The organism is Escherichia sp. WS1152 (genome assembly GCF_046487665.1).
GTDB lineage: Bacteria > Pseudomonadota > Gammaproteobacteria > Enterobacterales > Enterobacteriaceae > Escherichia > Escherichia coli.
The window spans coordinates 22,546-46,321 of sequence record NZ_JBJQJA010000007.1; the positions used below are offsets into that span (position 1 = coordinate 22,546).

25 protein-coding genes are annotated in these 23,776 nt (G+C 51.4%); 5 read left to right on the forward strand and 20 right to left on the reverse strand.

The window, feature by feature from the left end; genetic code table 11:
- Window positions 1-3: 3 nt before the first annotated feature.
- Genes ACJHW7_RS12745 through ACJHW7_RS12765 form a run of 5 tightly spaced genes read right to left on the reverse strand, consistent with a single transcriptional unit; the run spans window position 4 to window position 4,298 of the window.
- Window positions 4-564, reverse strand: coding sequence for a YtfJ family protein (locus tag ACJHW7_RS12745; RefSeq protein WP_001625975.1), 561 nt, complete (start codon window positions 562-564; stop codon window positions 4-6).
- An 11-nt stretch (window positions 565-575) separates the two neighbouring features.
- The gene (locus tag ACJHW7_RS12750; protein WP_000984951.1) at window positions 576-1,400 is read right to left on the reverse strand and encodes a hypothetical protein; all 825 of its coding nucleotides are present in this window, start codon (window positions 1,398-1,400) and stop codon (window positions 576-578) included.
- Window positions 1,400-2,749 carry a lipopolysaccharide biosynthesis protein gene (locus tag ACJHW7_RS12755; protein WP_040234944.1) on the reverse strand — a complete coding sequence of 450 codons (1,350 nt, stop codon included), beginning with the start codon at window positions 2,747-2,749 and terminating at the stop codon, window positions 1,400-1,402. The genes ACJHW7_RS12750 and ACJHW7_RS12755 overlap by 1 nt, the downstream gene beginning before the upstream one ends.
- A 45-nt stretch (window positions 2,750-2,794) precedes the next feature.
- Complete coding sequence (locus ACJHW7_RS12760; protein ID WP_000339509.1) at window positions 2,795-3,553, reverse strand: hypothetical protein; 759 nt, start codon at window positions 3,551-3,553, stop codon at window positions 2,795-2,797.
- A 31-nt stretch (window positions 3,554-3,584) separates the two neighbouring features.
- Window positions 3,585-4,298: a dTMP kinase gene (locus ACJHW7_RS12765; RefSeq protein ID WP_001076262.1), complete on the reverse strand. Its 714-nt coding sequence runs from the start codon at window positions 4,296-4,298 to the stop codon at window positions 3,585-3,587.
- A 173-nt stretch (window positions 4,299-4,471) separates the two neighbouring features.
- Between ACJHW7_RS12765 and ACJHW7_RS12770 the strand changes: the two genes are divergently transcribed.
- Window positions 4,472-5,164, forward strand: a complete 693-nt coding sequence (locus tag ACJHW7_RS12770; protein ID WP_021557213.1) for a dTMP kinase — start codon at window positions 4,472-4,474, stop codon at window positions 5,162-5,164.
- Between the two features lie 47 nt (window positions 5,165-5,211).
- Here ACJHW7_RS12770 and pitB read toward each other — a convergent pair whose 3' ends face one another.
- Together pitB and gss are read right to left on the reverse strand one after the other, a co-directional pair.
- Window positions 5,212-6,711: an inorganic phosphate transporter PitB gene (pitB, locus tag ACJHW7_RS12775; protein ID WP_021557214.1), complete on the reverse strand. Its 1,500-nt coding sequence runs from the start codon at window positions 6,709-6,711 to the stop codon at window positions 5,212-5,214.
- Between the two features lie 291 nt (window positions 6,712-7,002).
- Window positions 7,003-8,862: a bifunctional glutathionylspermidine amidase/synthase gene (gene gss / locus ACJHW7_RS12780; RefSeq protein WP_001295514.1), complete on the reverse strand. Its 1,860-nt coding sequence runs from the start codon at window positions 8,860-8,862 to the stop codon at window positions 7,003-7,005.
- A gap of 204 nt (window positions 8,863-9,066) precedes the next feature.
- On the opposite strand from gss, the gene yghU reads away from it, so the two are divergent.
- On the forward strand, window positions 9,067-9,933 hold the full coding sequence (gene yghU, locus ACJHW7_RS12785) for a glutathione-dependent disulfide-bond oxidoreductase (protein WP_001295515.1): 867 nt from the start codon (window positions 9,067-9,069) through the stop codon (window positions 9,931-9,933).
- Window positions 9,934-10,055: 122 nt separating this feature from the next.
- On the opposite strand, the gene hybG is transcribed toward yghU, so the two are convergent.
- The 10 genes from hybG to yghX all read right to left on the reverse strand — a co-directional run bounded on the left by hybG (window position 10,056) and on the right by yghX (window position 18,083).
- Window positions 10,056-10,304 (reverse strand): hydrogenase maturation factor HybG, encoded by a 249-nt coding sequence (hybG, locus tag ACJHW7_RS12790; RefSeq protein ID WP_000334896.1) that lies wholly within the window; start codon window positions 10,302-10,304, stop codon window positions 10,056-10,058.
- Window positions 10,305-10,316: 12 nt separating this feature from the next.
- Window positions 10,317-10,658 (reverse strand): hydrogenase maturation nickel metallochaperone HypA, encoded by a 342-nt coding sequence (gene hypA / locus ACJHW7_RS12795; protein WP_000544949.1) that lies wholly within the window; start codon window positions 10,656-10,658, stop codon window positions 10,317-10,319.
- A complete protein-coding gene (gene hybE / locus ACJHW7_RS12800) occupies window positions 10,651-11,139 on the reverse strand; it encodes a hydrogenase-2 assembly chaperone (RefSeq protein ID WP_000134015.1) in 489 nt (162 codons plus the stop codon). The genes hypA and hybE overlap by 8 nt, the downstream gene beginning before the upstream one ends.
- Window positions 11,132-11,626, reverse strand: a complete 495-nt coding sequence (locus ACJHW7_RS12805) for a HyaD/HybD family hydrogenase maturation endopeptidase (RefSeq protein WP_001221954.1) — start codon at window positions 11,624-11,626, stop codon at window positions 11,132-11,134. The genes hybE and ACJHW7_RS12805 overlap by 8 nt, the downstream gene beginning before the upstream one ends.
- A complete protein-coding gene (gene hybC, locus ACJHW7_RS12810) occupies window positions 11,626-13,329 on the reverse strand; it encodes a hydrogenase 2 large subunit (protein ID WP_000083065.1) in 1,704 nt (567 codons plus the stop codon). The genes ACJHW7_RS12805 and hybC overlap by 1 nt, the downstream gene beginning before the upstream one ends.
- Window positions 13,326-14,504, reverse strand: a complete 1,179-nt coding sequence (hybB, locus tag ACJHW7_RS12815) for a Ni/Fe-hydrogenase cytochrome b subunit (protein WP_000017694.1) — start codon at window positions 14,502-14,504, stop codon at window positions 13,326-13,328. The genes hybC and hybB overlap by 4 nt, the downstream gene beginning before the upstream one ends.
- Window positions 14,494-15,480 carry a hydrogenase 2 operon protein HybA gene (gene hybA / locus ACJHW7_RS12820; protein WP_001081870.1) on the reverse strand — a complete coding sequence of 329 codons (987 nt, stop codon included), beginning with the start codon at window positions 15,478-15,480 and terminating at the stop codon, window positions 14,494-14,496. The genes hybB and hybA overlap by 11 nt, the downstream gene beginning before the upstream one ends.
- A 2-nt stretch (window positions 15,481-15,482) precedes the next feature.
- Window positions 15,483-16,601 carry a hydrogenase 2 small subunit gene (hybO, locus tag ACJHW7_RS12825; protein ID WP_000145410.1) on the reverse strand — a complete coding sequence of 373 codons (1,119 nt, stop codon included), beginning with the start codon at window positions 16,599-16,601 and terminating at the stop codon, window positions 15,483-15,485.
- Window positions 16,602-16,789: 188 nt separating this feature from the next.
- On the reverse strand, window positions 16,790-17,077 hold the full coding sequence (yghW, locus tag ACJHW7_RS12830; protein ID WP_001059136.1) for a DUF2623 family protein YghW: 288 nt from the start codon (window positions 17,075-17,077) through the stop codon (window positions 16,790-16,792).
- Between the two features lie 118 nt (window positions 17,078-17,195).
- Window positions 17,196-18,083 (reverse strand): YghX family hydrolase, encoded by an 888-nt coding sequence (yghX, locus tag ACJHW7_RS12835; protein ID WP_001297303.1) that lies wholly within the window; start codon window positions 18,081-18,083, stop codon window positions 17,196-17,198.
- A 156-nt stretch (window positions 18,084-18,239) separates the two neighbouring features.
- Between yghX and gpr the strand changes: the two genes are divergently transcribed.
- Window positions 18,240-19,280 (forward strand): L-glyceraldehyde 3-phosphate reductase, encoded by a 1,041-nt coding sequence (gene gpr / locus ACJHW7_RS12840; RefSeq protein ID WP_000262144.1) that lies wholly within the window; start codon window positions 18,240-18,242, stop codon window positions 19,278-19,280.
- A gap of 39 nt (window positions 19,281-19,319) precedes the next feature.
- Here the strand turns inward: gpr and ACJHW7_RS12845 are convergent, their stop codons facing one another.
- The gene (locus tag ACJHW7_RS12845; RefSeq protein ID WP_000439331.1) at window positions 19,320-19,814 is read right to left on the reverse strand and encodes a TIGR00645 family protein; all 495 of its coding nucleotides are present in this window, start codon (window positions 19,812-19,814) and stop codon (window positions 19,320-19,322) included.
- A 190-nt stretch (window positions 19,815-20,004) separates the two neighbouring features.
- Between ACJHW7_RS12845 and yghA the strand changes: the two genes are divergently transcribed.
- Window positions 20,005-20,889 carry an NADP(+)-dependent aldehyde reductase gene (gene yghA, locus ACJHW7_RS12850; RefSeq protein WP_000018758.1) on the forward strand — a complete coding sequence of 295 codons (885 nt, stop codon included), beginning with the start codon at window positions 20,005-20,007 and terminating at the stop codon, window positions 20,887-20,889.
- Window positions 20,890-21,160: 271 nt separating this feature from the next.
- Here the strand turns inward: yghA and exbD are convergent, their stop codons facing one another.
- Complete coding sequence (exbD, locus tag ACJHW7_RS12855; RefSeq protein WP_001240712.1) at window positions 21,161-21,586, reverse strand: TonB system transport protein ExbD; 426 nt, start codon at window positions 21,584-21,586, stop codon at window positions 21,161-21,163.
- Between the two features lie 6 nt (window positions 21,587-21,592).
- Window positions 21,593-22,327, reverse strand: a complete 735-nt coding sequence (gene exbB / locus ACJHW7_RS12860; protein WP_000527844.1) for a tol-pal system-associated acyl-CoA thioesterase — start codon at window positions 22,325-22,327, stop codon at window positions 21,593-21,595.
- A gap of 251 nt (window positions 22,328-22,578) precedes the next feature.
- On the opposite strand from exbB, the gene metC reads away from it, so the two are divergent.
- A complete protein-coding gene (gene metC, locus ACJHW7_RS12865; protein WP_001369830.1) occupies window positions 22,579-23,766 on the forward strand; it encodes a cystathionine beta-lyase in 1,188 nt (395 codons plus the stop codon).
- Window positions 23,767-23,776 lie beyond the last annotated feature (10 nt).

The following is a 23,776-nucleotide window of genomic DNA, read 5'->3' on the forward strand; positions in this document are numbered from 1 at the left end:
TTTTTATTCATTGATCAGTTTCTGCGCCAGCGCAATGACCTGATCTACCTCTTCCGGCGTCAGGCTGCCGTCCTTTGCCCACTGAATTTGCCCAGCTTTATTCAGCACCAGAATGGTTGAACTCTGCTCCGGCAAGCGCCAGGCAACGCGTCCCTGTCCATTGCCGTCAATAACGAATTGCGCCCACGGATAGCGCCGTTTATTTTTTTCGATTTTGCCAACGACAAAATAGCCAGTACCAAAGATGGCATCATCAGTGTTCACAATGGTGGTGGGCTGAAAACGATCCTGCGGAAAGTTTGCCGCTTCAACCGCTTTAATTAACAGTGAGTTCTTTTTCTTCGCCGACTTACGCCCGGCGATATACTGGATAATTCGGACTTTTCCCGCCAATTGTGTGCTGTTCCACTTTTGGTAGTGAATTTCGTCGTCGCTATTCAGAAGCAGCTCGCCGCCTTCCTGAATATAAACAGGGGTAACCGTTTTGCCAGTGACGAAATTGTGTGCCTGCACACCCGGGGCTAAGAGCATGATAATCAGCGCAATAATCAAACGAGATGACATCATTGCTCCGGTTATAGCGGAAAACGCGAAATCAGCAGCTCTAAGCGCTGGCGAATATCGCTATCCAGCGCCACCGGTGCATCATACGACTGGCGGTTTTCCATATCATCCGCCACCATGTCGTCGTGTTTATCCCCCATCAGGCCATTAATGGCGGCGAGGAAACGGGAAATCTGTAACGCCTCTTTATTTTCAGGATCAAGCGATCTTAAGGTGTCGTAATAAGAAACCTGCTGGCTGATGATTTTTCGCACATCATGAAATTCCCTGCCGGTTAGTCGCGGTTTGGCAATTATCTCTTTCAGGGCATGCATTTGCTTTTGCCGATAGGCAATAAAACCGCTTACGCTTTCTAACTGGCTATGGCGTAATGAATAGTTCACCAACGACCAGACCGGAGAGCTTAAATAAATTCGTAACAGGTTGCCGTAATACGACACAATATTTTTCTTACCGTTACGAAATCCGTCCTGAAAACGTCCCAGAAAAACGGTCGTTTTGCCGAATAAAAATCCGGCCTGATGCTTCTTTAAATACAGCCGTTGCGCAAAACGCAGGTGCTTGTAGCGCGCTCGCATGTATTTAAACTGTTTACGCTCGTCTGTCGTCAGCTCATCGCCTTTGGCTTGTTTGCGAATTAAACGAAGTAATTCCTGACGATCAACGCCATTGAGCCAGAATTGCAGGCATAACGCGTAATTATCATGGATGATTTCGGTGGTACAACTTAGTGCGATAGTCGGCGGCAAACTGACCTGGGCATCAACAACATCATCTTCCTCAATCGCAACAAATAGATGCTCGCTCGCCTCAAGCGGGAAATATTTTCTCATCATCAGGATTTCTCTCCGGCTGCGTTATAAAGCAAGGAATGGCGCTGAAAAAATGCCTTTAAGGTTGGAATTAACGAGAGCGCCACGTCCAGACATTGCCCACCGAAGTAAGCAAACGCTGCTCCCAGCACGCCAAACAGATGACAGAACATGAACAGCAATACGATGTAGCCGATTGAGGCGATGGTTTGCGCCACGAGAAAAGCGCGCTGTTTTCCCGCCATCAATAGCAATGACTCCTGAGGGAAGCCCAGCATCGAGATCACAATTGCGCCCAGCATCACCTGAATCAGGTCATACGCTTCGAGATACTTAACGCCAAACACCAGCGAAATGAGCGGCTTGCCGACGATCAACACCGCGAGCGCCACCAGAATACCGATTCCGACCGCCAGTAAACCGGACTTCACGCCTAACAACCACGGTCTGGTGGTGCGCGGATCTAAACGCATCACCTCTGGGTAAAAACTTTTACCCAGCAAACCCGCTGGCGTTCCGGCGGCGTCGAAGAATGTCATGGCGATTTTAAATAACCCGGCGGCAGCGGGTCCTAACACGATCCCCACCAACACTGTGCTGCACGAGTTACGCGCCGACCAGATGGAGTGGGCAATGTTGGTTGACCAGACAAAACTCCACGCGCCTTTAATGTGTCGGGCAGACTCAAACAGATTCAATTTGAAGGCGTTATGGATATTTCTGCGGCGTAATTCGCGCGCGGCAAACCACCAGTACATGGTGCCGCCAACCAGATTCGACACGTACCAGGCAATAACAAAACCCTCAAAACCAAAGTCAAAATACCAGGCTGCGACGCTCCCCGCTGCGCGCAGAAAAGGTTTCGTCGCCTGCTGTACAGCAATCAAATCAAAGCGATCTACCGCACGCAGAATGCCGGTCGGCGTGGAGGAAGCCATTGAAGGAATGAGCGTGCAATACAGCGCCGCCAGCCAAAAGCTTTGGTCATCCAGACCTAATGAATGGGAAAGGAATGGCAGTAAGGCAATGCCGCCGACAATCGCCACCGCGCCGCTGACGATATCCAGCGAGAAGGAAAATGAGACGACATTGCGAAATTGCTGCAGATTATTGTTGGTCAAGGCTGGCGTTCCGTACTGAACCACCAGCTGCCATGTCTGAAACTTAATAAAATCGCTGATCGACTTGGCGTACGATTGCACAATCACCAGTACGCCAAACATGGCGGGCGTCATCCCTTTACCGGCACACGAGAGCGCCAACAGCCCCAGCAAAGCGCTCACGACATTACTGGAGCCTAACCAGGCGCTATTGCGAATAATGGTGCGAAACGCGCCATCTGCAAACCAATGTTTGATGTTAAAACCCGCCAATTCAGCCTGACCTTATCGTTGATAGTAAAAAGTATCCCGCCAGCCTTAAGTTAAACTTCGGCGGTCAGAAACGATGGCAACCAGAGAAACCGCCTTCTGTGCCTGTTCCAGCACTTCGCTGTAGGGCGCTCTGGAATCAATCTCAAGAATTTTTGTGCCGTTATAGCCAATCGTCGACATAACACTGATTTTGTCCTGCAGCTCGGCATAGTCATGGTCAGGCTTGCGGGAGATGGCAGTCTCAATATCAATGCCCAGGCGAATAATTAATTCCGGGCGATATTGCGCCATTTGTTGGTATAAACGCCGTTCGCGCTGCGCCAGAAACATGCTTATTTTCCCGGTCGCACGTTCGACGCCGATCCCCGGTCCGTCATAATAAAAGCCCGAAATTTCAGCCTGCGGGAAGCGATCGCTGACCACCAGAACGCCACTTTGCGCCAGTCGCTGAACCTTGCGTAGATTCGCCATTCTTCGCAGCGAGAAGCAGTACATAATCACCGCCGCCCATAGCGCCGGAGATTTGGTTTTCATGCTTTGGGTTTTCGAGGATTTGGCCGCCAGTCGCCGTTCCAGCCAGACGCCAACCAACGGCAATCGTTTGATTTTGTCGCCGTCTTCGCCGGAGAGCAGCCCCAAATAGCGGCGCTCGGTTTGCCAGTGTTGTTGCAGCGATTTCACCAGGTCGGTGGTCAGCGTGGATTTACCGGTGCCATCACACCCGACCACCGCAATCAGCCCCGGAATGTAGTTGGGCTGCGGCGCGGTTGTACTAATAACAGTTTGTGTTTGTAGTGCATCCATTCGTTAAATCATCCCCTATCCATTTTGGTGATCAGGAAAGCGCGGCGTGAATTGCGCGTAGTGACGCTTGCAGAATTTCATCGGCTGGTTGCCGACCATCCAGTTCAAGGATCTTTGCGCCATTGAATGTCAGTTGCGGCGTAACGGCGATTTTTTCCTGTAACGCTGCCAGTTGGTGGTCAGGTTTACGCGCAAACGCGGTTTGTTCATCAATGCCAAGACGAATCAACAATACGGGTAAATAAGACGCCATCCATTGGTACAGCTTCAACTCGCGCTGCCTTAACATTTTTATCCAACCGTTACCGCCCGTGGTTTTTGCCAATTGCGGGCCATCAAAGCGAAAACCCGGCACTTCAACCTGCGGGTAGCGGTCGGTGATGAGCAGATGGCCTTGCTGGCTTCTACACAACATTTTGCGAAACTTGTACGCCCGCCAGCAGGAAAGCAGATAGATAACCAGCGCAGTAATATTGCCAGGCGGTGTTGAGGGCTTTTCGTGCACATGTGCCGCTTTACTTCGCAGATAACGCCCAAAAGGTGCGCCAATAACAGGGAGCTGTGAAATCCATTCGCCAATTCGCCCGGACGATTGCCCGAGATAAATGCGTTCTGTTGGCATTCTTGCTGCCAGTTCATTTACCAGGCTTGCCGTGAGGGTCGATTTACCTGAACCATCACATCCTACAATGGCAATAACACGCACTGGCGTGGAATTAATTATTGACATATTACGTTGATTCACGAAAAACCCGGCAGTAAATAATGTATTGAATATTACGTGGTCCGTGCTCAGAATATCCGTTCAACCTTATTGTGACAATGGTTAATTGTGACATTGACCTGAATTACGCTTTCATAAAAACATATTAACCAAATAAATATTTTGGATGGATATTTAAATTTAAGGATATATTCATGCAGTCAATAACACCTCCATTAATTGCCGTTATTGGTAGCGATGGTTCAGGCAAGTCAACGGTGTGTGAACATCTCATTACCGTTGTCGAAAAATATGGTGCTGCCGAAAGAGTTCATTTAGGAAAACAAGCCGGAAATGTCGGTCGTGCAGTGACAAAATTACCGTTGATGGGAAAATCCTTACATAAAACAATTGAACGAAATCAGGTGAAAACAGCAAAAAAATTGCCTGGACCAGTTCCGGCGCTGGTAATTACAGCGTTTGTCGCCCGTCGCTTACTGCGCTTTCGTCATATGCTTGCCTGTCGTCGTCGCGGGTTAATTGTTCTAACCGACCGTTATCCTCAGGACCAAATTCCTGGCGCTTACGATGGTACGGTGTTCCCACCTAACGTTGAAGGTGGTCGTTTTGTCTCATGGCTGGCAAGCCAGGAACGTAAAGCGTTTCACTGGATGGCGAGCCATAAGCCTGATCTGGTCATCAAACTCAATGTTGACCTTGAAGTTGCCTGCATGCGTAAACCCGACCATAAACGGGAATCGCTGGCAAGAAAGATAGCCATAACGCCACAGTTAACCTTTGGTGGTGCACAACTGGTTGATATCGACGCCAATCAGCCACTGGAACAGGTGCTGATTGATGCAGAAAAAGCGATTACGGATTTTATGACCGCGCGTGGTTATCACTAGTCAAAAATGGAAATGCCCGATCGCCAGGACCGGGCATTTCAGGAAGGTTAAATCAACTGCAATGCTATCCAGTACAGCCCACCAGAAAGAAAAATTGCCGCCGGTAAAGTAAACACCCATGCCATCAGGATGCTGGTTACCGTTTTACGCTGTAACCCACCGCCGTCCACCACCATCGTCCCTGCTACGGCAGATGAGAGTACGTGTGTTGTAGAGACGGGCATCCCAATATAACTGGCAAGGCCGATAGACACTGCCGCCGTCATTTGTGCCGCCATGCCTTGCGCATACGTCATGCCGCGCTTACCAATCTTCTCACCGATGGTCATCGCTACACGACGCCAGCCAATCATGGTGCCAATGCCGAGCGCCAGTGCTACCGCCATGATGATCCACACCGGAGCGTACTCAATGGTGCTTAACATATCGCTGCGAAGTTTTTTCAGCAGGTTCTGGTCTTCTTTACTGACGCCTGGCAGTTTCGCCAGCTTCGCGGAGGTATCAGAGATGCACAGCATAATGCGGCGCAGCTGGCTGCGCTGACTCACGCTTAACGGCTCGTAACTTTCCATATTGCCTGGCAGCATCGTTTTAACGCGCGCAATCGCATCAAAGGTATTTGCCGGATGACAGTGAAACTCCGTCACTTGCGCGCCATCAGTAGATGCCGCAGGCAATGGAGGTTCCATCGTAATCAACTTCTGCGGCAGTTCAGGATGCTGTTGCAGGTAGTGTTCGAAGTTGGTGACGGCATCGCGGGTACGGGTAATTTCATAGCCGGACGCGTTCATATTGACGACGAAGCCAGCAGGGGCAATCCCCACCAGTACCAGCATCACCAGGCCGATCCCTTTCTGCCCGTCGTTAGCGCCGTGCGAAAACGCCACGCCCGCAGCGGAAACAATCAGCGCAATACGCGTCCAGAATGGCGGCTTACGTTTGCCTTTTTTCTTTTTGCGATCTTCCGGAATGCGGTGAATACGGTCACGCTTTTTCGTTCCGCTCCAGTAGCGTCGCAGCAGGAATATCAGGCCTCCCGCAATGACCAGGCCGACGATAGGGGAAACAATCAGCGAGGAGAAAATTTTGGTCACTTCACGCAGGTTTAACGCATCCATCACCGATGAGCCGGTTAACAGCGCGTTGGTTAAACCGATGCCGATAATCGCACCAATCAAGGTGTGCGAACTGGAGGCCGGTAAACCAAAGAACCACGTTCCCAGGTTCCAGATAATCGCCGCCAGCAGCATGGAAAAGACCATCGCCAGACCGTGAGTTGACCCCATATTCAGCAACAAATCGGTTGGCAACATATGGACAATGGCATAGGCAACGCTAAGTCCGCCCAATAACACGCCAAAAAAGTTAAAAAATGCCGCCATCACCACGGCAAGCCGTGGCTGCATGGCACGAGTATAAATAACGGTTGCCACCGCATTCGCCGTGTCATGAAAACCATTGATTGCTTCGTAGAACAACACAAATGCCAGAGCAAGTAATAACAAAAGCCCTGTGTATATATCAAGGCCAACAAATAAATTTAGCATATATTAGATTACGCCATTTTGAATTTACGAACGGACGCATTATCAGTGACTTTAACGGTGTGGGCAAAGTGAAATATCATTTTTTAACGATAAAAAGAGTGTTATTTCTTGTGTATCAGACAATAAGCATTCATTAAAAATCTTTAGAAATAATTAGAACACAGGCATTCTGCTGGTTAATGTATTCACATATGAAATGAATAAATATTTGAATATATAAATATTGAATATTTTGATTAATCCCCGTACTGACTATTCTTCATAATCAGTACGGGATTGCTACAACATGTATTACTCTTTCACCACAATTAACGGTTCAATATCACTCTCTTTTTTAATAACCAGTGATTCATCACCGCGCAAACACGTCCCACCGTAGTTGCCGCCAACGGTGAAGGTACATACCTGAATGTATTTCCCGTCCACTTTCGGCAAACACCACAGTTGCTGATAGATGTTTTTCTGCTCGGCAAATTTACCGCTGGTTTTGTCCAGCACCTCTTCATGATGGCTGACCAGGTCGATATTGCTACCACAGCGACCGGCAATCGGTTTCACTGCGTAACCTGTTTTCACCAATTCATCATTAACAGTGAAATCGGTATCCAGCAGGTAACGATGGTGCGGGAACAGCGACCAGAGGATCGGCAGAATCGCTTTGTTGCCGGGGATCACCGTCCACAGCGGCTCAAAGACCAGCACTTCCGGGCGCAGCAATACGTCGATAAGACGCACTTCGTTTTGCGGATGACCGGTACGGATTGGCACCGCAGCAAACTCACGGTCGCTAACTTCACGAATCTGATCAAACGCGGTTTCCCACGCCCAGGTTTTCCACACGCAGTTAACCAGTCGCCCTTCCCCATCAATCAGTTGCCCGGCTGCATCCCAGCCCAGTTCATCCAGCCCGCGCAAGATACGCGTTTCAAAGCCCGCCTGGTGCAGCGCCTGCTCCATAAACTGCGCGTGATAGTTTTCCTCGATATCTTTGTCCTGCATGATATGGACAAACGGACGTGCACGACTGTGTTTCCAGGCACCAGCCAGTTCGTTAATCAGCCCTTCCGCCGGATTGAAGCCGTTGCCTTTATAGCCCTGCTCCGCCCAACGTTCGAGGATCAAGCCCGCTTCGGTATGACATGAGGCGGAGTCGGCGTTGTACTCGTAAACCTTCAGACCACGCTCATCCATGCAGAAATCCATACGACCGGTGATCATATGGTGACGGCGACGCTGCCAGGAGAGACGCAAACGTGGCCAGAGGATTTTCGGAATGTCGAACAGCGCCAGCAGGTTGTCATCTTTCAGCACCTTGTCGGTTGCGTGAAGATACATCAGGTGCAGCTCGTTGGTGGCTTTAATCAGCTCCTGCTCGGCGCTCTCGGTAATGGTGTAGTAATGATACGGATCCTGATTGATCACCTGACCGTTGGCCTGCACATAGGCGTTTTGCAGCGGATCTTTTTCATCCAGCCACTTACCGTCAAACTGGCCTTTGTTTTCCAGACGCGCTCCGCTGATTTTCAGCAGCTCGCCTGCAATTTCCGGCTGCGGTAAGCTGTATTCAGTATCTTCCGTCTGGATCATCCAGCCCAGAATGGTGGTGTCATCAAAAGTGTCTTTAAGGGTATAGCAGCCGTTTTCGACCACCATCTCCAGTTCGCGCGTCCACTGTTGCCCTTGCGGCAACGGGGAATGAATCACGTTCTGTTCCGCAATACGGACTTTGTTGCCATGTAATTGGGTAATGATGGCGACATGGCCAGTGTCTTTAAATTCACCGCCTTTATCCCAGATAAGAAGCGCACCCGCGACCGGCGCACGCGGCGAGCCGTTAGGAAATGCCTGCAATGGCAGGATGTTGTCATTAACCACTTCACGCAGGAAGCGCAGCGAGAAAATCTCCCACGCCATACCCACGTCAGTAAAGACCACACCGTAGTTCAGAAAGAGAAAACGGCGAGCAAATTCAACGCATTGCCATTTGTGGCCCATATATTCGTCGTCGATATAGCTACGGAATACGGCGTCATCTTCGTATTCCTGCGGATCGAGAGAACTGTAATCTGAAGAGTAGATTGCTACCCCACCTGGGGCGTAGCCCAATAATGTCCCGAACGGGGCATCCTGGCTGGTCGTTCCTTTGCTCATCACTTTACCTTTAACAATACAACCTAAGCAGTTGGCGTAATTGTTGTGCTCTGATTACCTGCTCAGCGACATTAACCGGACAGAGGTCAGACTAATCATACACCTCATCGCAGCGGCTGGCGCAAAGGGTTAAAAAATTCACATTCTGTACAGCAAGTGACCTGCTACACTGCTTCAACACTACCACTCAGAAGGCAACTCACTATGACAGACAATACTTATCAGCCCGCGAAAGTCTGGACGTGGGATAAATCCGCTGGCGGCGCGTTCGCCAATATCAATCGCCCGGTTTCTGGTCCGACGCATGAAAAAACGCTGCCGGTGGGCAAACATCCATTACAACTTTATTCGCTGGGAACGCCGAACGGTCAGAAAGTAACGATTATGCTTGAGGAGCTGCTCGCGCTGGGCGTTACTGGCGCAGAGTACGATGCCTGGCTGATACGCATAGGCGATGGTGATCAATTCTCCAGCGGCTTTGTCGAAGTGAACCCAAATTCGAAGATCCCGGCGCTGCGCGATCATACCCATAATCCGCCGATCCGCGTGTTTGAGTCAGGATCGATTCTGCTTTATCTGGCGGAGAAATTTGGCTACTTCCTGCCGCAGGATCTGGCAAAACGGACTGAAACGATGAACTGGCTGTTCTGGTTACAGGGTGCTGCGCCGTTCCTCGGCGGTGGTTTTGGTCACTTTTACCATTACGCGCCGGTGAAAATTGAGTACGCCATCAATCGCTTTACCATGGAAGCCAAGCGCCTTCTCGACGTGCTGGATAAGCAACTGGCGCAGCATAAGTTTGTTGCGGGCGATGAGTACACCATTGCGGATATGGCGATTTGGCCGTGGTTTGGCAATGTGGTGTTAGGCGGCGTATATGATGCCGCAGAGTTTCTTGATGCGGGCAGTTATAAGCATGTGCAACGCTGGGCAAAAGAAGTGGGCGAACGTCCGGCGGTGAAACGTGGGCGTATTGTTAACCGCACCAACGGGCCGCTGAACGAGCAGTTGCATGAGCGCCATGACGCCAGTGATTTTGAGACGAATACGGAAGATAAGCGTCAGGGGTAAGGGTTAGCGTTCGTCACAGCAAGCCATCCAGGCCGGATAAGGCATTCACGCCGCATCCGGCAATCGAGCACAATGCCTGATGCGACGCTGCCGCGTCTTATCAGACCTACGAAAGCTAATCATCACGCGCTGGTAATGTCGTAATCCATTTGGCGTAGTGCGTCTAATGTGGCTTTGGCTTCATCTTCGTCGATGATGCTCATGGCAAATCCGACGTGTACCAGCACCCACTGGCCCAGTAGATCGGCAGGGTTACCTTCACAAATCAGGGCGATATTCACGTCGCGCTTGATACCACATACTTCAACCTGCGCAAGCTGGTGAATATCTTCACCGACAGCCAGCACCTGGCCTGGAACGCCAATACACATTGTTAACTCCGGTTATTCAACTTCAATACTTTTGACGATCAGCGAATCGCCGGTATCGACACGCAACCGCTCGCCATGACAGAGCGGACACTGCGCATCGTGCTGATGAATCTCCACCACCTGGCTGCAATCCCAGCACCAGGCCTGGGCGGGTTTATAGATGATATGTAAATCGCACCCTTGCGCCACCGTTCCGTGGCAGACAATTTCAAAACTAAAACGGACGGCGCTCTCCTCAACGCAGGAGAGCGCGCCAATTTCCAGCCACACGGCGGTGACGCGCTTAACATCGTGCTGCTCCGCCTGCCGTTGGATAATTTCAACGGCGCTCTGGCAAAGAGACAACTCATGCATTTTCGCTACTCCTGCGACCAAACAGCAGGGCGCGACGCCCTGCGTGTGGTACATCCGGATTCGTGACTGGCAGCGAAAGGATCATTCGTGCGCAGTCATCCGTCAGGCGTTGGCCCTCTTCAATCGACATGCTGTGCGAAAGCGGCGACATCAGCGAACAGGAGAGATATTGAGAAACACCGTCCAGTTCGCCAACGGTAAAGGTCATAGTGCCATACGGCAGTTGCAGACCGATTTTTTCACTCACTTTGCGCAGCGGCCAGAGTTGATCCGGGCCGGGGAAGATAACTGCACTCAGCATCCACGGGGTGATCACACACCCCGTCCACTGACCTTCGAACAGCGTAAAGTCAGAAACATACACCGGCATTGAAGGATGCAGAAAAGAGAGATCGTGCATCGAACGCCGGGCAATTTCTTCAAAAGCTGCCTGTACTTGCGCCTTCGGGGAGGTCTGGAAACCTGCTATCTCTTCAGTCATGAGTCGCCTCCCGTGGGATGGCTTCCACGCCAGATTCACGCAGCGCAGCCAGAACCTGCTCAAGCGCAGGTTCAATCATCGCTTCGACCGTCGGCGTCAAGCCGATGTGCGGCTCCAGTGATTCCGGAATTACGCCGACCAGGGTCAGCTTTTTCGGAAACTCGCCGGTGAAGCGCAGGGCCGACAACACGTCGGCCAGGCCAAGCTGATGCGGAGAGATTTTGTTGGTAAACAACGCCGGAACTTCTTCATCCCGCAGGATCATCATCGTTCCCGGCGCGCTCTTCTTCGACACAATGGCATCCGCAATAATCAGATGATCGCGATTTGCCATGTCGCCAAGCAGCTCCATTCCCGCCGTGCCGCCATCGAGGATCTCAACATAATCCGGCAGAATGTATCGTTGCTCTAACGCTTCAACAATCCGCACACCGATGGCTTCATCGGTCAGCAAAATATTGCCGACCCCTAAGACTAAAATACGCATTACAGAACCTTCACTGAAACCACTTCGTTGCCGTCAGCATCCACTACGTGTACCGCACAGGCCATGCACGGGTCGAAGGAGTGAATGGTACGCACCACTTCCAGCGGTTTATTCGGATCAGCAACCGGTGTACCCACCAGCGACTGCTCGTAAGGACCGACGTCATCATTGAAGTTACGCGGGCCAGAGTTCCAGGTTGATGGAACAACTGCCTGGTAGTTGCTGATGATACCGTCTTTGATCACCATCCAGTGAGAGAGCATACCGCGCGGCGCTTCGAGGAAGCCAACACCTTTGAACTCACCCGTTGCCGGAATGTTCGGTTTCACGAAGGTGGTGTGATCGCCTTTGCCGATATTGGTGATCAGTGCACTGTATTGATTTTGCAGGATATCCTGCAATTCGCAGCAGTGAACGGTACGACCAATAATACGGCCCAGCGTGGAGTGCAGCTGCGCCACTTCCAGCGTGTTGCCAGTCAGTTTCTGATAAATCGCAACGATTTCATTCAGTTTGTTCTGGGTAGATTCGCGACCTGCCGCCAGTTTCACCAGCATGTTAGCCAGCGGCCCCACTTCTACCGTTTTACCGTAGAAAGTCGGTGATTTCACCCAGGAGTATTTACCGTCGTCAGACCAACCGTCGTAAGCCGGAATGGTGGTACCTTCCCACGGTGCCTGCGGCGCTTCGTCTTTATACCAGGAGTGCTTCGCGCTTTCCTGAATGCCTTTGATCAGGTATTCATCGGAGTGGGAAGTGATCGGACGATACGAGGACAGATCCGCATTCTCAATGTAGCCGCCCGGGAACAGGAAGCTGCCGTTTTTGCTGTCGGTTGGAAACTCCGGCACGCTCAGGTAGTTCACCGCACCTTTACCGCGCGTCAGCCATTCCGGGTAGAACGCGGCGATAACCGCGGTATCAACCTTATAAACCTGCTCAACAAAGTCGCTCAGTTTGTCGATGAAAGACTTGATGTACATCAGGCGCTCAAGGTTCAGCACGCCCAACCCGTCGAGGTTGATTGGGTTCGCGACACCACCCACTGCCAGGTTCTGAATGTGCGGCGTTTTACCGCCCAGCAGCGCCACGACGCGGTTAGCGTCACGCTGGCACTCCAGCGCCTGCAGGTAGTGCGCTACCGCAATCAGGTTCACTTCCGGCGGCAGTTTCATCGCTGGGTGACCCCAGTAGCCATTAGCGAAAATACCCAACTGACCGCTGGCAACCAGATCTTTGATCTTGTTCTGAACTTTGGTGAACTCTTCCGGGCTGTTCAGATGCCAGGTCGAAACGCCTTTCAGCATTTCGGAGGCTTTGGTTGGGTCAGCTTGCAGTGCAGAAGTGATGTCCACCCAGTCCAGCGCCGAAAGCTGATAGAAATGAACGATATGGTCATGCGTGGTGTGCGCAGCCAGAATGATGTTACGGATGTATTGCGCGTTAACCGGAACGTCGATATTCAGCGCACTTTCTGCCGCACGAACGGAAGACAGCGCGTGAGTGGTAGTACATACGCCACAGATACGTTGCACAATCATCCATGCATCGCGCGGATCGCGGTTTTTCACGATCTCTTCCATGCCGCGCCACATGGTACCGGAAGCCCATGCTTTCGAAACGACGCCATTTTCGATTTCGCAATCGATGCGTAAATGCCCCTCAATACGGGTTACCGGATCAATAGTAATTCTCTGGCTCATGCTTTGCTCGCCTCATGACGATTATGATCGTTTTGTTTTAAAGGAGGAAGTATCGGCAGTAGACGAATGAGTACGATGTAAGCGCAAATCTCAATAGCCACAAAACCAATAGAAATCAACAGTTCTTCCCAGGTCGGGAAGTAGGCGTAACCGCCGCCCGGGTTGAATGCCACCAGCGAATAGGTCAGACGCCAGGTTGCACAACCTAACAGTGCGCTCAGTGCTGACAGGAACAGCATGCGGGAATCATTACGCAGCTTCGCCACACGCAGAACCACCAGCGGGAAGAGCATCAGCAGGACTTCAATCCAGAACATCACGGAGTAGAAGTCACCGGCAAACGCTAACGACAGCTTGTCGCGATAGATAAGCTCGCCAAAGCGCAGCACGATGAAAATCGCCAGCAACACACTGATGGTGTTGGTCAGCTTGACGAACAGACTCTTTTCATCCGGACCGTTGCCACGCAGACCCGCCTGCACCAGCGAACCTTCAAAGATGACAATCGAGAAGCCCATGATGAACGCCGTCAGCAGCGAGAACAGCGGCAACATTTCATAGCTCTGCCACAACGGATGCACCTTGTAGCCCGCCGAGATCATCAGTGACCCCATTGAAGACTGGTGCATGGTCGGCAACAGCGCGCCAAGTGCAATGATGAAGAACATCACCTTGTTCAGACGCTTGAGAGAAACCTTCCAGCCCAGACGTTCAAACAGTGCCGGAGCAAACTCCAGTGCCATCACGCCGATATAGATGGTCATACAGACCGCCGTCTCGAACAGTACCGAGTTCACGTTGAAGTGACCCGGAATGTAGAAGTACGGCAGGTTCCAGTAGCGACCCACGTCGATAGTGATCGACAAGCCCCCCAGTGAGTAACCAAACAGACTCGCCAACAGCGCCGGACGCACCAGCGGATGGTATTGCCCACGGTTAAAGACGTATACCGCCCACGCCAGCGCCCAGCCGCCACAGGCAAAGCCGGTACCAATCAGCAGGTCAAACGCGATCCACACGCCCCACGGGAAGCCGCCGTTCAGGTCAGAGACAGAGCCCAGACCGAACACCAGACGCTTCACAATCAGGAGCATACAGATGACGATTAACGGTCCAAAAATCATGACCGGTTTACTGATGATTTTGCCGCCCAGCGGTTGTGGATCATGACTCATGATCGTCTCCTCCGTCGTGATGGTCGTTTTTGGTGTTGCGACGAACCAGCACGGTTAAGCCCGCCAGCACAGCCAGTGGTAGCATCATGCCTTTATACAGGGTGTGTTGAATATTTTCGGAACGCGCACCGGTAGAAAGATCGTCCAGTTTCGGCAGGTCGAGATTTTCATAAGGCACACCCGTCAGTACCAGAACCTGAGTACCGCCGCCCTCTTTCTCGCCGTACAGATGCGGATAATATTTCGGCACCGTATGCAGGTAAGTGTCGCCAGATTTCAGCGTCTGACGCGGATAGTGGTATTCGCTGCCAGGCTTCAGCGCCAGACGTTTTTTCGCCTCCGCCATCAGCTCTTCACGCGTACCAAAAATTACCGCGCCCGCCGGGCACACTTCTACGCAGCCAGGCAAACCGCCTTTATCGAGACGTTCCACACCTTTCTGGTTGCACAACTCGCACTTATGCAGCGCACCAAACGGGTTGTTGTAGTCGTACTTCGGCACGTTGTATGGGCAGGCGACCATGCAGTAACGGCAACCGGTGCACACATCTTTGTCGTAATGGACAATGCCGGTTTTCGGATCTTTTTTCAGCGCAGAGACCGGGCACACAGAGACACAGTTCGGATCGACGCAGTGCATACACTGTTTCTTAATGTACGCGTAGCCGTTCTCCTCCTGGTCTTTGTTGACCCCTGTGCCGCTGGTCCACACCTGAATGATGTTATTGGTATACGGCGACAGTTTGTCGTTGTTCGACCAGGTCTGTTCCCCTTGCGGGTTACGTTCAGGGAAGTTGATATCCTGACACTTGGTGACGCAAGCCTGGCAGCCTACGCACAAGGTCGAGTCGTACAACATCCCCAGCGATCCCGGAATTGGCGGGCGGTTTTCAGCAGCCGCATGACTGACAGACGGCAGCGCGCCCGTCAGCAATGCCCCGCAGGAGGCTGCTTTAATAAAATTACGTCTGTTCACGGTTATTCTCCCCGTGAGTCAGCGTTATCTTTCTTTTGCTGACGACCCAGTTCACGCACCGCCATCACGCTGACACCGGCAACCAGCCCAACCACACCGCCGAGCAAACCAATAGCGCCTGCAGAGACGTTGCCGCCCTCTTTAGCGTTAACATCCGGTTTCTGTGAACGCGGAGTCTGATTTTCGACGTTGGCAAGCTGATGGATGCCTTTATGGAAGCCGATACCTTCTTCGTTACAGCCATAGCATGGGTGACCAATCGCTACCGGCCACACGCCGCCAACATCGCAGAATTGCAGCGTTGAGCAGTTGCCGTAAGTTTCTGGCCCTTTACAGCCGAGGTGGTACAGGCACCAGCCTTCACGGTGGCCTTCATCACCGAACTCTTTGGCAAAACGACCAGCATCGAAGTGCGGGCGACGTTCGCAGTGTTCGTGAATCAGACGGCCATAGGCGAAGGTCGGACGATTTTTGTCATCCAGTTTCGGCGGTTTGCCGTAAGTGATGATGTGCGCAACGGTCGCGAGGAAGTTGTGCGGGTTCGGCGGGCAGCCCGGAATATTGATAACGGTTTTGCCTGGCAGAACTTCTTGCAGGCTGACTGCGCCAGTTGGGTTAACTCCAGCTGCGGCAACACCGCCCCACGCAGAGCAGGAACCGATAGCGATAATCGCTGCTGCGCCTTCTGCCGCTTTGCGGATGTGATCCACAATCGGCTCACCAGCAACCATGCAATAAATACCGTTATCTTTTAATGGGATGGAACCATCCACAACCAACACATACTGCCCTTTGTACTTCTCAAGTGCGTTATGTTTGTTCTCTTCGACCTGATGACCGAAGGCGGCGGAAAGCACTTCGTGATACTCCAGAGAGATAGTCTCCAGCACGAGGTTTTCTACCGTTGGATGCGTTGCACGAAGCAGAGATTCCGTACAACCGGTGCACTCCTGCGCGCCAATCCAGATAACTGGCGGACGCTGCGGGTTAGTAACCGATTCGGCCATCTCTGCAGCGGCTTTGCTACTTAACCCCATGGTGGCGGCTAATGCTGCACAAAGCTTCATGAAATCACGACGGTTAATGCCGTGAGAATGGATGAGGGTGTTATCTCCAGTCATTTATAGTTATTCCGTTGCGAAGACCTGGCATATATTTTGCCTCAATCGCAAAATCAATAATGCGATCGATGCGCCATTTACCACACATTTATTATGGTTATCGATATCATGATACTGCGGCGGGGCGCTAAAACGAAGGGAAGAAGCATTAGTGTAATTAATTAAAGCAAGATAATACGTATGTTTGATCAATTTTCGAGGCGATAACCGGCCATAAAAAAGCGCAACGTAGAACAGGAATTATTCTCACGAAAGAAATCCATTACCATCTCTTTATCCAGTCCATAGCGGCGCGTCAGAATACCCGCTTCCCAGGCGCTAAGCTGGCGATCTCCGGTCTTTTCGTACATCCGGTGTGAGTAGCCTAATACAAAACCGCGTTTATAATCGGCACAGAATTTTGTCACATTAACCGCACTGTCGGCATGCGTTGCTTTTAATCCCGCCATTAAGCCTTTACCAAAATGGTTATTCATCGTTCACCTCATTCGTTATATATCGCCATATATAGCGATATTTTAGGCAAAGAACGACTTTTGCGCACGCTATTTTTTCATGCTTGTTTAAGACGTAATCCAGTAAGAGATAAACCTATCAGGAGAGATATTTATCGAACCATTTCAGTGTCCTTTGCCAGGCAAGATCGGCGGCAGATTTGTCATAACGGGGCGTGGAATCATTATGGAATCCGTGATTAACCCCCGGATAGATATACGCCTCATAAACCTTATTATTGGCTTTCAACGCCGCCTCGTAAGCAGGCCAGCCCTCGTTGATTCGGGTGTCCAGTTCCGCGAAGTGGAGTAGTAAAGGCGCTTCAATCTTCGCCACATCGGCAGTGGGTGCCTGACGACCATAAAACGGCACCGCGCAGGCCAGTTCCGGATACGCGACAGCCGCCGCGTTCGATACGCCACCGCCATAGCAAAATCCGGTAATACCCACTTTGCCTGCCGCTTGCGGATAGCGTTGCATAAACTCAATTGCGGCAAAGAAATCATTCATCAGTTTGGTTGGATCAACCTGCTGTTGCAGCTCACGACCTTTATCATCATTTCCCGGATAACCTCCAACGGAACTTAAGCCGTCAGGTGCCAGGGCGATATACCCCGCCTTCGCCACTCGCCGTGCCACATCTTCGATATACGGATTCAGTCCACGATTCTCATGCACCACTACCACGGCTGGCGTTTTGCCGCTCATTTTTGCGGGTTTCACCAGATAACCCCGTACCTCGCCGTGACCATTTGGCGAAGGATACGTGATGTACTCAGCAACAATCTCCGGGTCGGTAAACTCTACCTGAGTCGCCAGCGCATAATTTGGCTTGAGCAAATCAAACAACGCTAATGCCGTCATCCCGCCCACCGCATACTTCGCCGCAAGGTTGAGGAACTCACGTTTCGAGATTTTCCCGTGAGCGTAATAGTCGTAGTAATCCAGCAACTCTTGTGGGAAATCTTTGGCGGTTAAACGCGGCATCGTTGCACTCCTCAATTGGTGTTTTTTTAAGCAAAGCATAAGCGCGTGTTTTTGCCCAGTTTTTCGTCACTCTGTGAGCCAGACTACGGGATACGCGCTGGCGAATCGCTAAACTAGAAACATTGTTTCGAAATTGAACGGTGGAAAGGAGAGGTCATGGTCTGGTTAGCGAATCCCGAACGTTACGGGCAGATGCAATACCGCTATTGCGGAAAAAGCGGTTTACGCCTGCCCGCGTTATCGCTCGGTTTATGGCACAATTTCGGTCACGTTAACGCGCTGGAATCACAGCGTGCGATCCTGCGTAAAGCGTTTGATTTGGGCATTACGCACTTTGATTTAGCCAACAATTACGGGCCACCTCCAGGAAGCGCAGAAGAGAACTTTGGTCGCCTGCTGCGGGAGGATTTTGCCGCTTATCGCGATGAACTGATTATCTCTACCAAGGCTGGCTACGATATGTGGCCCGGCCCGTACGGCTCTGGCGGTTCACGTAAATACCTGCTCGCCAGCCTCGACCAAAGCCTGAAGCGTATGGGGCTTGAGTATGTCGATATCTTTTACTCTCATCGCGTCGATGAAAATACGCCGATGGAAGAAACCGCCTCTGCGCTGGCTCATGCGGTACAAAGCGGTAAGGCGCTGTATGTCGGGATCTCCTCTTACTCGCCAGAGCGGACGCAAAAAATGGTCGAGTTGCTGCACGAGTGGAAAATTCCGCTGTTAATTCATCAACCTTCGTACAATTTACTGAACCGCTGGGTGGATAAAAGCGGCCTGCTGGATACCCTGCAAAATAACGGCGTGGGCTGTATTGCCTTTACTCCTCTGGCTCAGGGATTGCTGACCGGAAAATATCTCAACGGCATTCCTGAAGATTCACGGATGCATCGTGAAGGGAATAAAGTTCGTGGCCTGACGCCGAAAATGCTCACCGAAGCCAACCTCAACAGCCTGCGCTTATTGAATGAAATGGCACAGCAGCGTGGACAATCAATGGCGCAAATGGCGTTAAGCTGGTTGCTGAAAGATGATCGCGTGACGTCGGTATTGATTGGTGCCAGCCGCGCGGAGCAACTTGAGGAGAACGTGCAGGCGCTGAATAATCTGACATTTAGCACCGAGGAGCTGGCGCAGATTGATCAGCATATCGCCGATGGCGAGCTGAATCTGTGGCAGGCGTCGTCCGATAAATGACCTGTTAATAACGGGCGCGCGAACCGCGCCCGAATCAGATCAGTGATTATGACGAGTCAGTCGGTCAAGATAGCCCATCACAAATGCAGAAAGCACAAACGTCAGATGGATAATGACGTACCACATCAGTTTGTTATCCGGGACATTTTTCGCATCCATAAAGACGCGCAGTAGGTGAATGGAAGAAATTGCCACAATCGACGCTGCTACTTTGTTTTTCAGCGACGTTGCGTCCATTTTCCCCAGCCAGTTCAGCTTCTCTTTGTTCTCGGAGATATCCAGCTGTGAGACGAAATTCTCATAACCGGAAAACATCACCATCACCAGCAAACCGCCAACCAGCGTCATATCCACCAGCGACAGCAACACGAGGATCAAATCTGATTCCGCCATCGAGAAGATATTCGGCAGTACGTGAATAATCTCCTGGAAGAACTTCAGCGCCAGGGCAACTAACGCCAGCGAAAGGCCAAAGTACACGGGGGCAAGCAGCCAGCGAGAAGCATACATTGCATTTTCAAGAAAACGTTCCATACATTCCTGTCGTGTAGTTAAAACGGGCAACAGTATATCGCAATTGAGTAAACAGCACGCAACAGCAAATCAACATATACGTTAAACCTTTGTCGCATAATTCTGAGGTTTAGGGATCTTCCTGGTTCCCTTATCAACGCATCGAGAGCGTCTACCCTTAAAGGACGTTGAACCTGAAGGGAGAAAAACGATGTCTCATTTAAAAGACCCGACCACGCAGTATTACACTGGTGAATATCCCAAACAGAAACAACCGACGCCAGGCATCCAGGCGAAGATGACACCGGTACCGGATTGCGGCGAGAAAACCTATGTTGGTAGCGGTCGCCTGAAAGATCGTAAAGCACTGGTGACAGGGGGCGATTCCGGAATAGGTCGCGCTGCCGCCATCGCTTACGCGCGTGAAGGGGCTGACGTGGCGATCAGTTATCTTCCCGTGGAAGAAGAAGACGCTCAGGATGTGAAAAAGATCATTGAAGAATGCGGACGCAAAGCCGTTCTGCTGCCAGGCGATTTAAGCGATGAGAAATTCGCCCGTTCGCTGGTTCACGAAGCGCACAAGGCGTTAGGCGGGCTGGATATTATGGCGCTGGTCGCCGGGAAACAGGTTGCCATTCCGGATATTGCAGACCTCACCAGCGAACAGTTTCAAAAGACCTTTGCCATTAACGTTTTCGCGCTGTTCTGGCTAACCCAGGAAGCGATCCCCCTGCTACCGAAAGGTGCAAGTATCATCACCACTTCGTCAATCCAGGCATACCAGCCAAGTCCGCATTTACTGGACTATGCGGCTACGAAGGCGGCGATTCTGAACTACAGCCGTGGCCTGGCAAAACAGGTCGCGGAGAAAGGTATTCGGGTGAATATTGTCGCGCCAGGCCCTATCTGGACGGCACTGCAAATTTCCGGCGGACAAACGCAGGATAAGATCCCGCAGTTTGGTCAGAAAACGCCGATGAAGCGTGCGGGGCAACCGGCGGAACTGGCCCCTGTATATGTTTATCTGGCAAGTCAGGAGTCGAGCTACGTCACCGCAGAAGTGCACGGTGTGTGCGGCGGCGAGCATTTAGGTTAAAAAAATGCCCGGTTGTGAAAAGCAACCGGGCATCATTGTGAATTCACTCTTACCTGATGTGGCGAAAACGCCTTATCCGCCTACAAACGCATGAAGATTCAACATGTTGCAATAGATTTTATAGGCCTGATAAGCGTAGCGCATCAGGCATTGAGCACCTAATGCCGGATGCGGCGTGAACGCCTTATCCGGCCTACAAACGCACGAAGATTCAACATGTTGCAATAGATATTGTAGGCCTGATGAGCGTAGCGCATCAGGCAATTCTACTTTACTTCGCTTTGGCGGTTTCTTCGCCGACCAGACCTATCTTCAGGTAACCCGCCTGATGCAGCGTATCCATTACCTTCATCAACGTCTCGTAATCGACGGTTTTATCCGCTCGGAAGAAGATGGTGGTGTCTTTCTTGCCTTCGGTTAACGCATTCAACGCCGTAATCATTGTTTCATCGGTGACCGGATCGTTACCGATAAACATCGAGTTGTCTGCCTTCACCGACAGATAAACCGGTTTTTCCGGGCGCGGCTGCGGCGTGCTGGTAGAAGCAGGCAAGTTCACCTTCACATCTACCGTCGCTAACGGTGCCGCCACCATAAAGATAATCAGCAGAACCAACATCACGTCGATAAACGGCGTCACGTTGATATCATGCATTTCGCCGTTATCGTCGAGGTTTTCGTTAAGATGCATTGCCATCGGATATTATCCTGCGCGTAATTTTTGTGCGACACGAACCGGATGCGCAGCGGCGCTGGCTTCCAGATCCAGGTCACGGCTTTGCAGCAACAATACCTGCGCTGCAACATCACCCAGCATCGCTTTAAAGCCGCCAATCTGGCGTGCAAATACGTTATAGATAACGACCGCAGGAATCGCTGCCACGAGGCCGATTGCCGTTGCTAACAGAGCTTCTGCGATACCCGGCGCAACGACTGCCAGGTTAGTGGTCTGCGTTTGCGCGATACCAATAAAGCTGTTCATGATGCCCCAGACCGTACCAAACAGACCAACGAACGGAGAAATCGCGCCGATGGTTGCCAGATAGCCGTTACCGCGGCCCATTTGACGACCCACTGCGGCGACCCGACGCTCCAGACGGAAGCTGGTACGTTCTTTAATACCTTCGTTATCGTCGCTGCCTTCTGACAGTTCCAGCTCATTCTGCGCTTCATTGAGCAAATGCAGGCTTAAGCTTTTGCTACCAAAATCAGCGGCGATATCGTTGGCCTGGTTTAAGGAACGCGCTTCAGCCAGCAGTTGCTGCTCGCGCTTAAGGCGACGCTTCTGATTAAAGAACTCTACGCTCTTACTGAAGAAGATTGCCCAGGTGACTACGGAGGCCAAAATAAGCCCAATCATCACGCACTTAACGACAATATCGGCGTGCTGATACATACCCCAGACGGAAAGGTCCGTCTGCATTAAATTATTACCCACTGTGTATCTCCAGGACGCAAGTCACAAAATCTGCGCATAATAATATCAAAACGACGTCGAATTGATAGTCGTTCTCATTACTATTTGCATACTGCCGTACCTTTGCTTTCTTTTCCTTGCGTTTACGCAGTAAAAAAGTCACCAGCACGCCATTTGCGAAAATTTTCTGCTTTATGCCAATTCTTCAGGATGCGCCCGCGAATATTCATGCTAGTTTAGACATCCAGACGTATAAAAACAGGAATCCCGAGATGGCGGACAAAAAGCTTGATACTCAACTGGTGAATGCAGGACGCAGCAAAAAATACACTCTCGGCGCGGTAAATAGCGTGATTCAGCGCGCTTCTTCGCTGGTCTTTGACAGTGTGGAAGCCAAAAAGCACGCGACGCGCAATCGCGCCAATGGCGAGTTGTTCTATGGACGGCGCGGAACGTTAACCCATTTCTCCTTACAACAAGCGATGTGTGAACTGGAAGGTGGCGCAGGCTGCGCGCTATTTCCCTGCGGGGCGGCAGCGGTTGCTAATTCCATTCTTGCTTTTGTCGAACAGGGCGTTCATGTGTTGATGACCAACACCGCCTATGAACCGAGTCAGGATTTCTGTAGCAAAATCCTCAGCAAACTGGGCGTAACGACATCGTGGTTTGATCCGCTGATTGGTGCCGATATCGTTAAGCATCTGCAGCCAAACACTAAAATCGTGTTTCTGGAATCGCCAGGCTCCATCACCATGGAAGTCCACGACGTTCCGGCGATTGTTGCCGCCGTACGCAGTGTGGTGCCGGATGCCATCATTATGATCGACAACACCTGGGCAGCCGGTGTGCTGTTTAAGGCGCTGGATTTTGGCATCGATGTTTCTATTCAAGCCGCCACCAAATATCTGGTTGGGCATTCAGATGCGATGATTGGCACTGCCGTGTGCAATGCCCGTTGCTGGGAGCAGCTACGGGAAAACGCCTATCTGATGGGCCAGATGGTCGATGCCGATACCGCCTATATAACCAGCCGTGGCCTGCGCACATTAGGTGTGCGTTTGCGTCAACATCATGAAAGCAGTCTGAAAGTGGCTGAATGGCTGGCAGAACATCCGCAAGTTGCGCGAGTTAACCACCCTGCTCTGCCTGGCAGTAAAGGCCACGAATTCTGGAAACGAGACTTTACAGGCAGCAGCGGGCTATTTTCCTTTGTGCTTAAGAAAAAACTCAATAATGAAGAGCTGGCGAACTATCTGGATAACTTCAGTTTATTCAGCATGGCCTACTCGTGGGGCGGGTATGAATCGTTGATCCTGGCGAATCAACCAGAACATATCGCCGCCATTCGCCCCCAAGGCGAGATCGATTTTAGCGGGACCTTGATTCGCCTGCATATTGGTCTGGAAGATGTCGACGATCTGATTGCCGATCTGGACGCCGGTTTTGCGCGAATTGTATAACATTGCCACT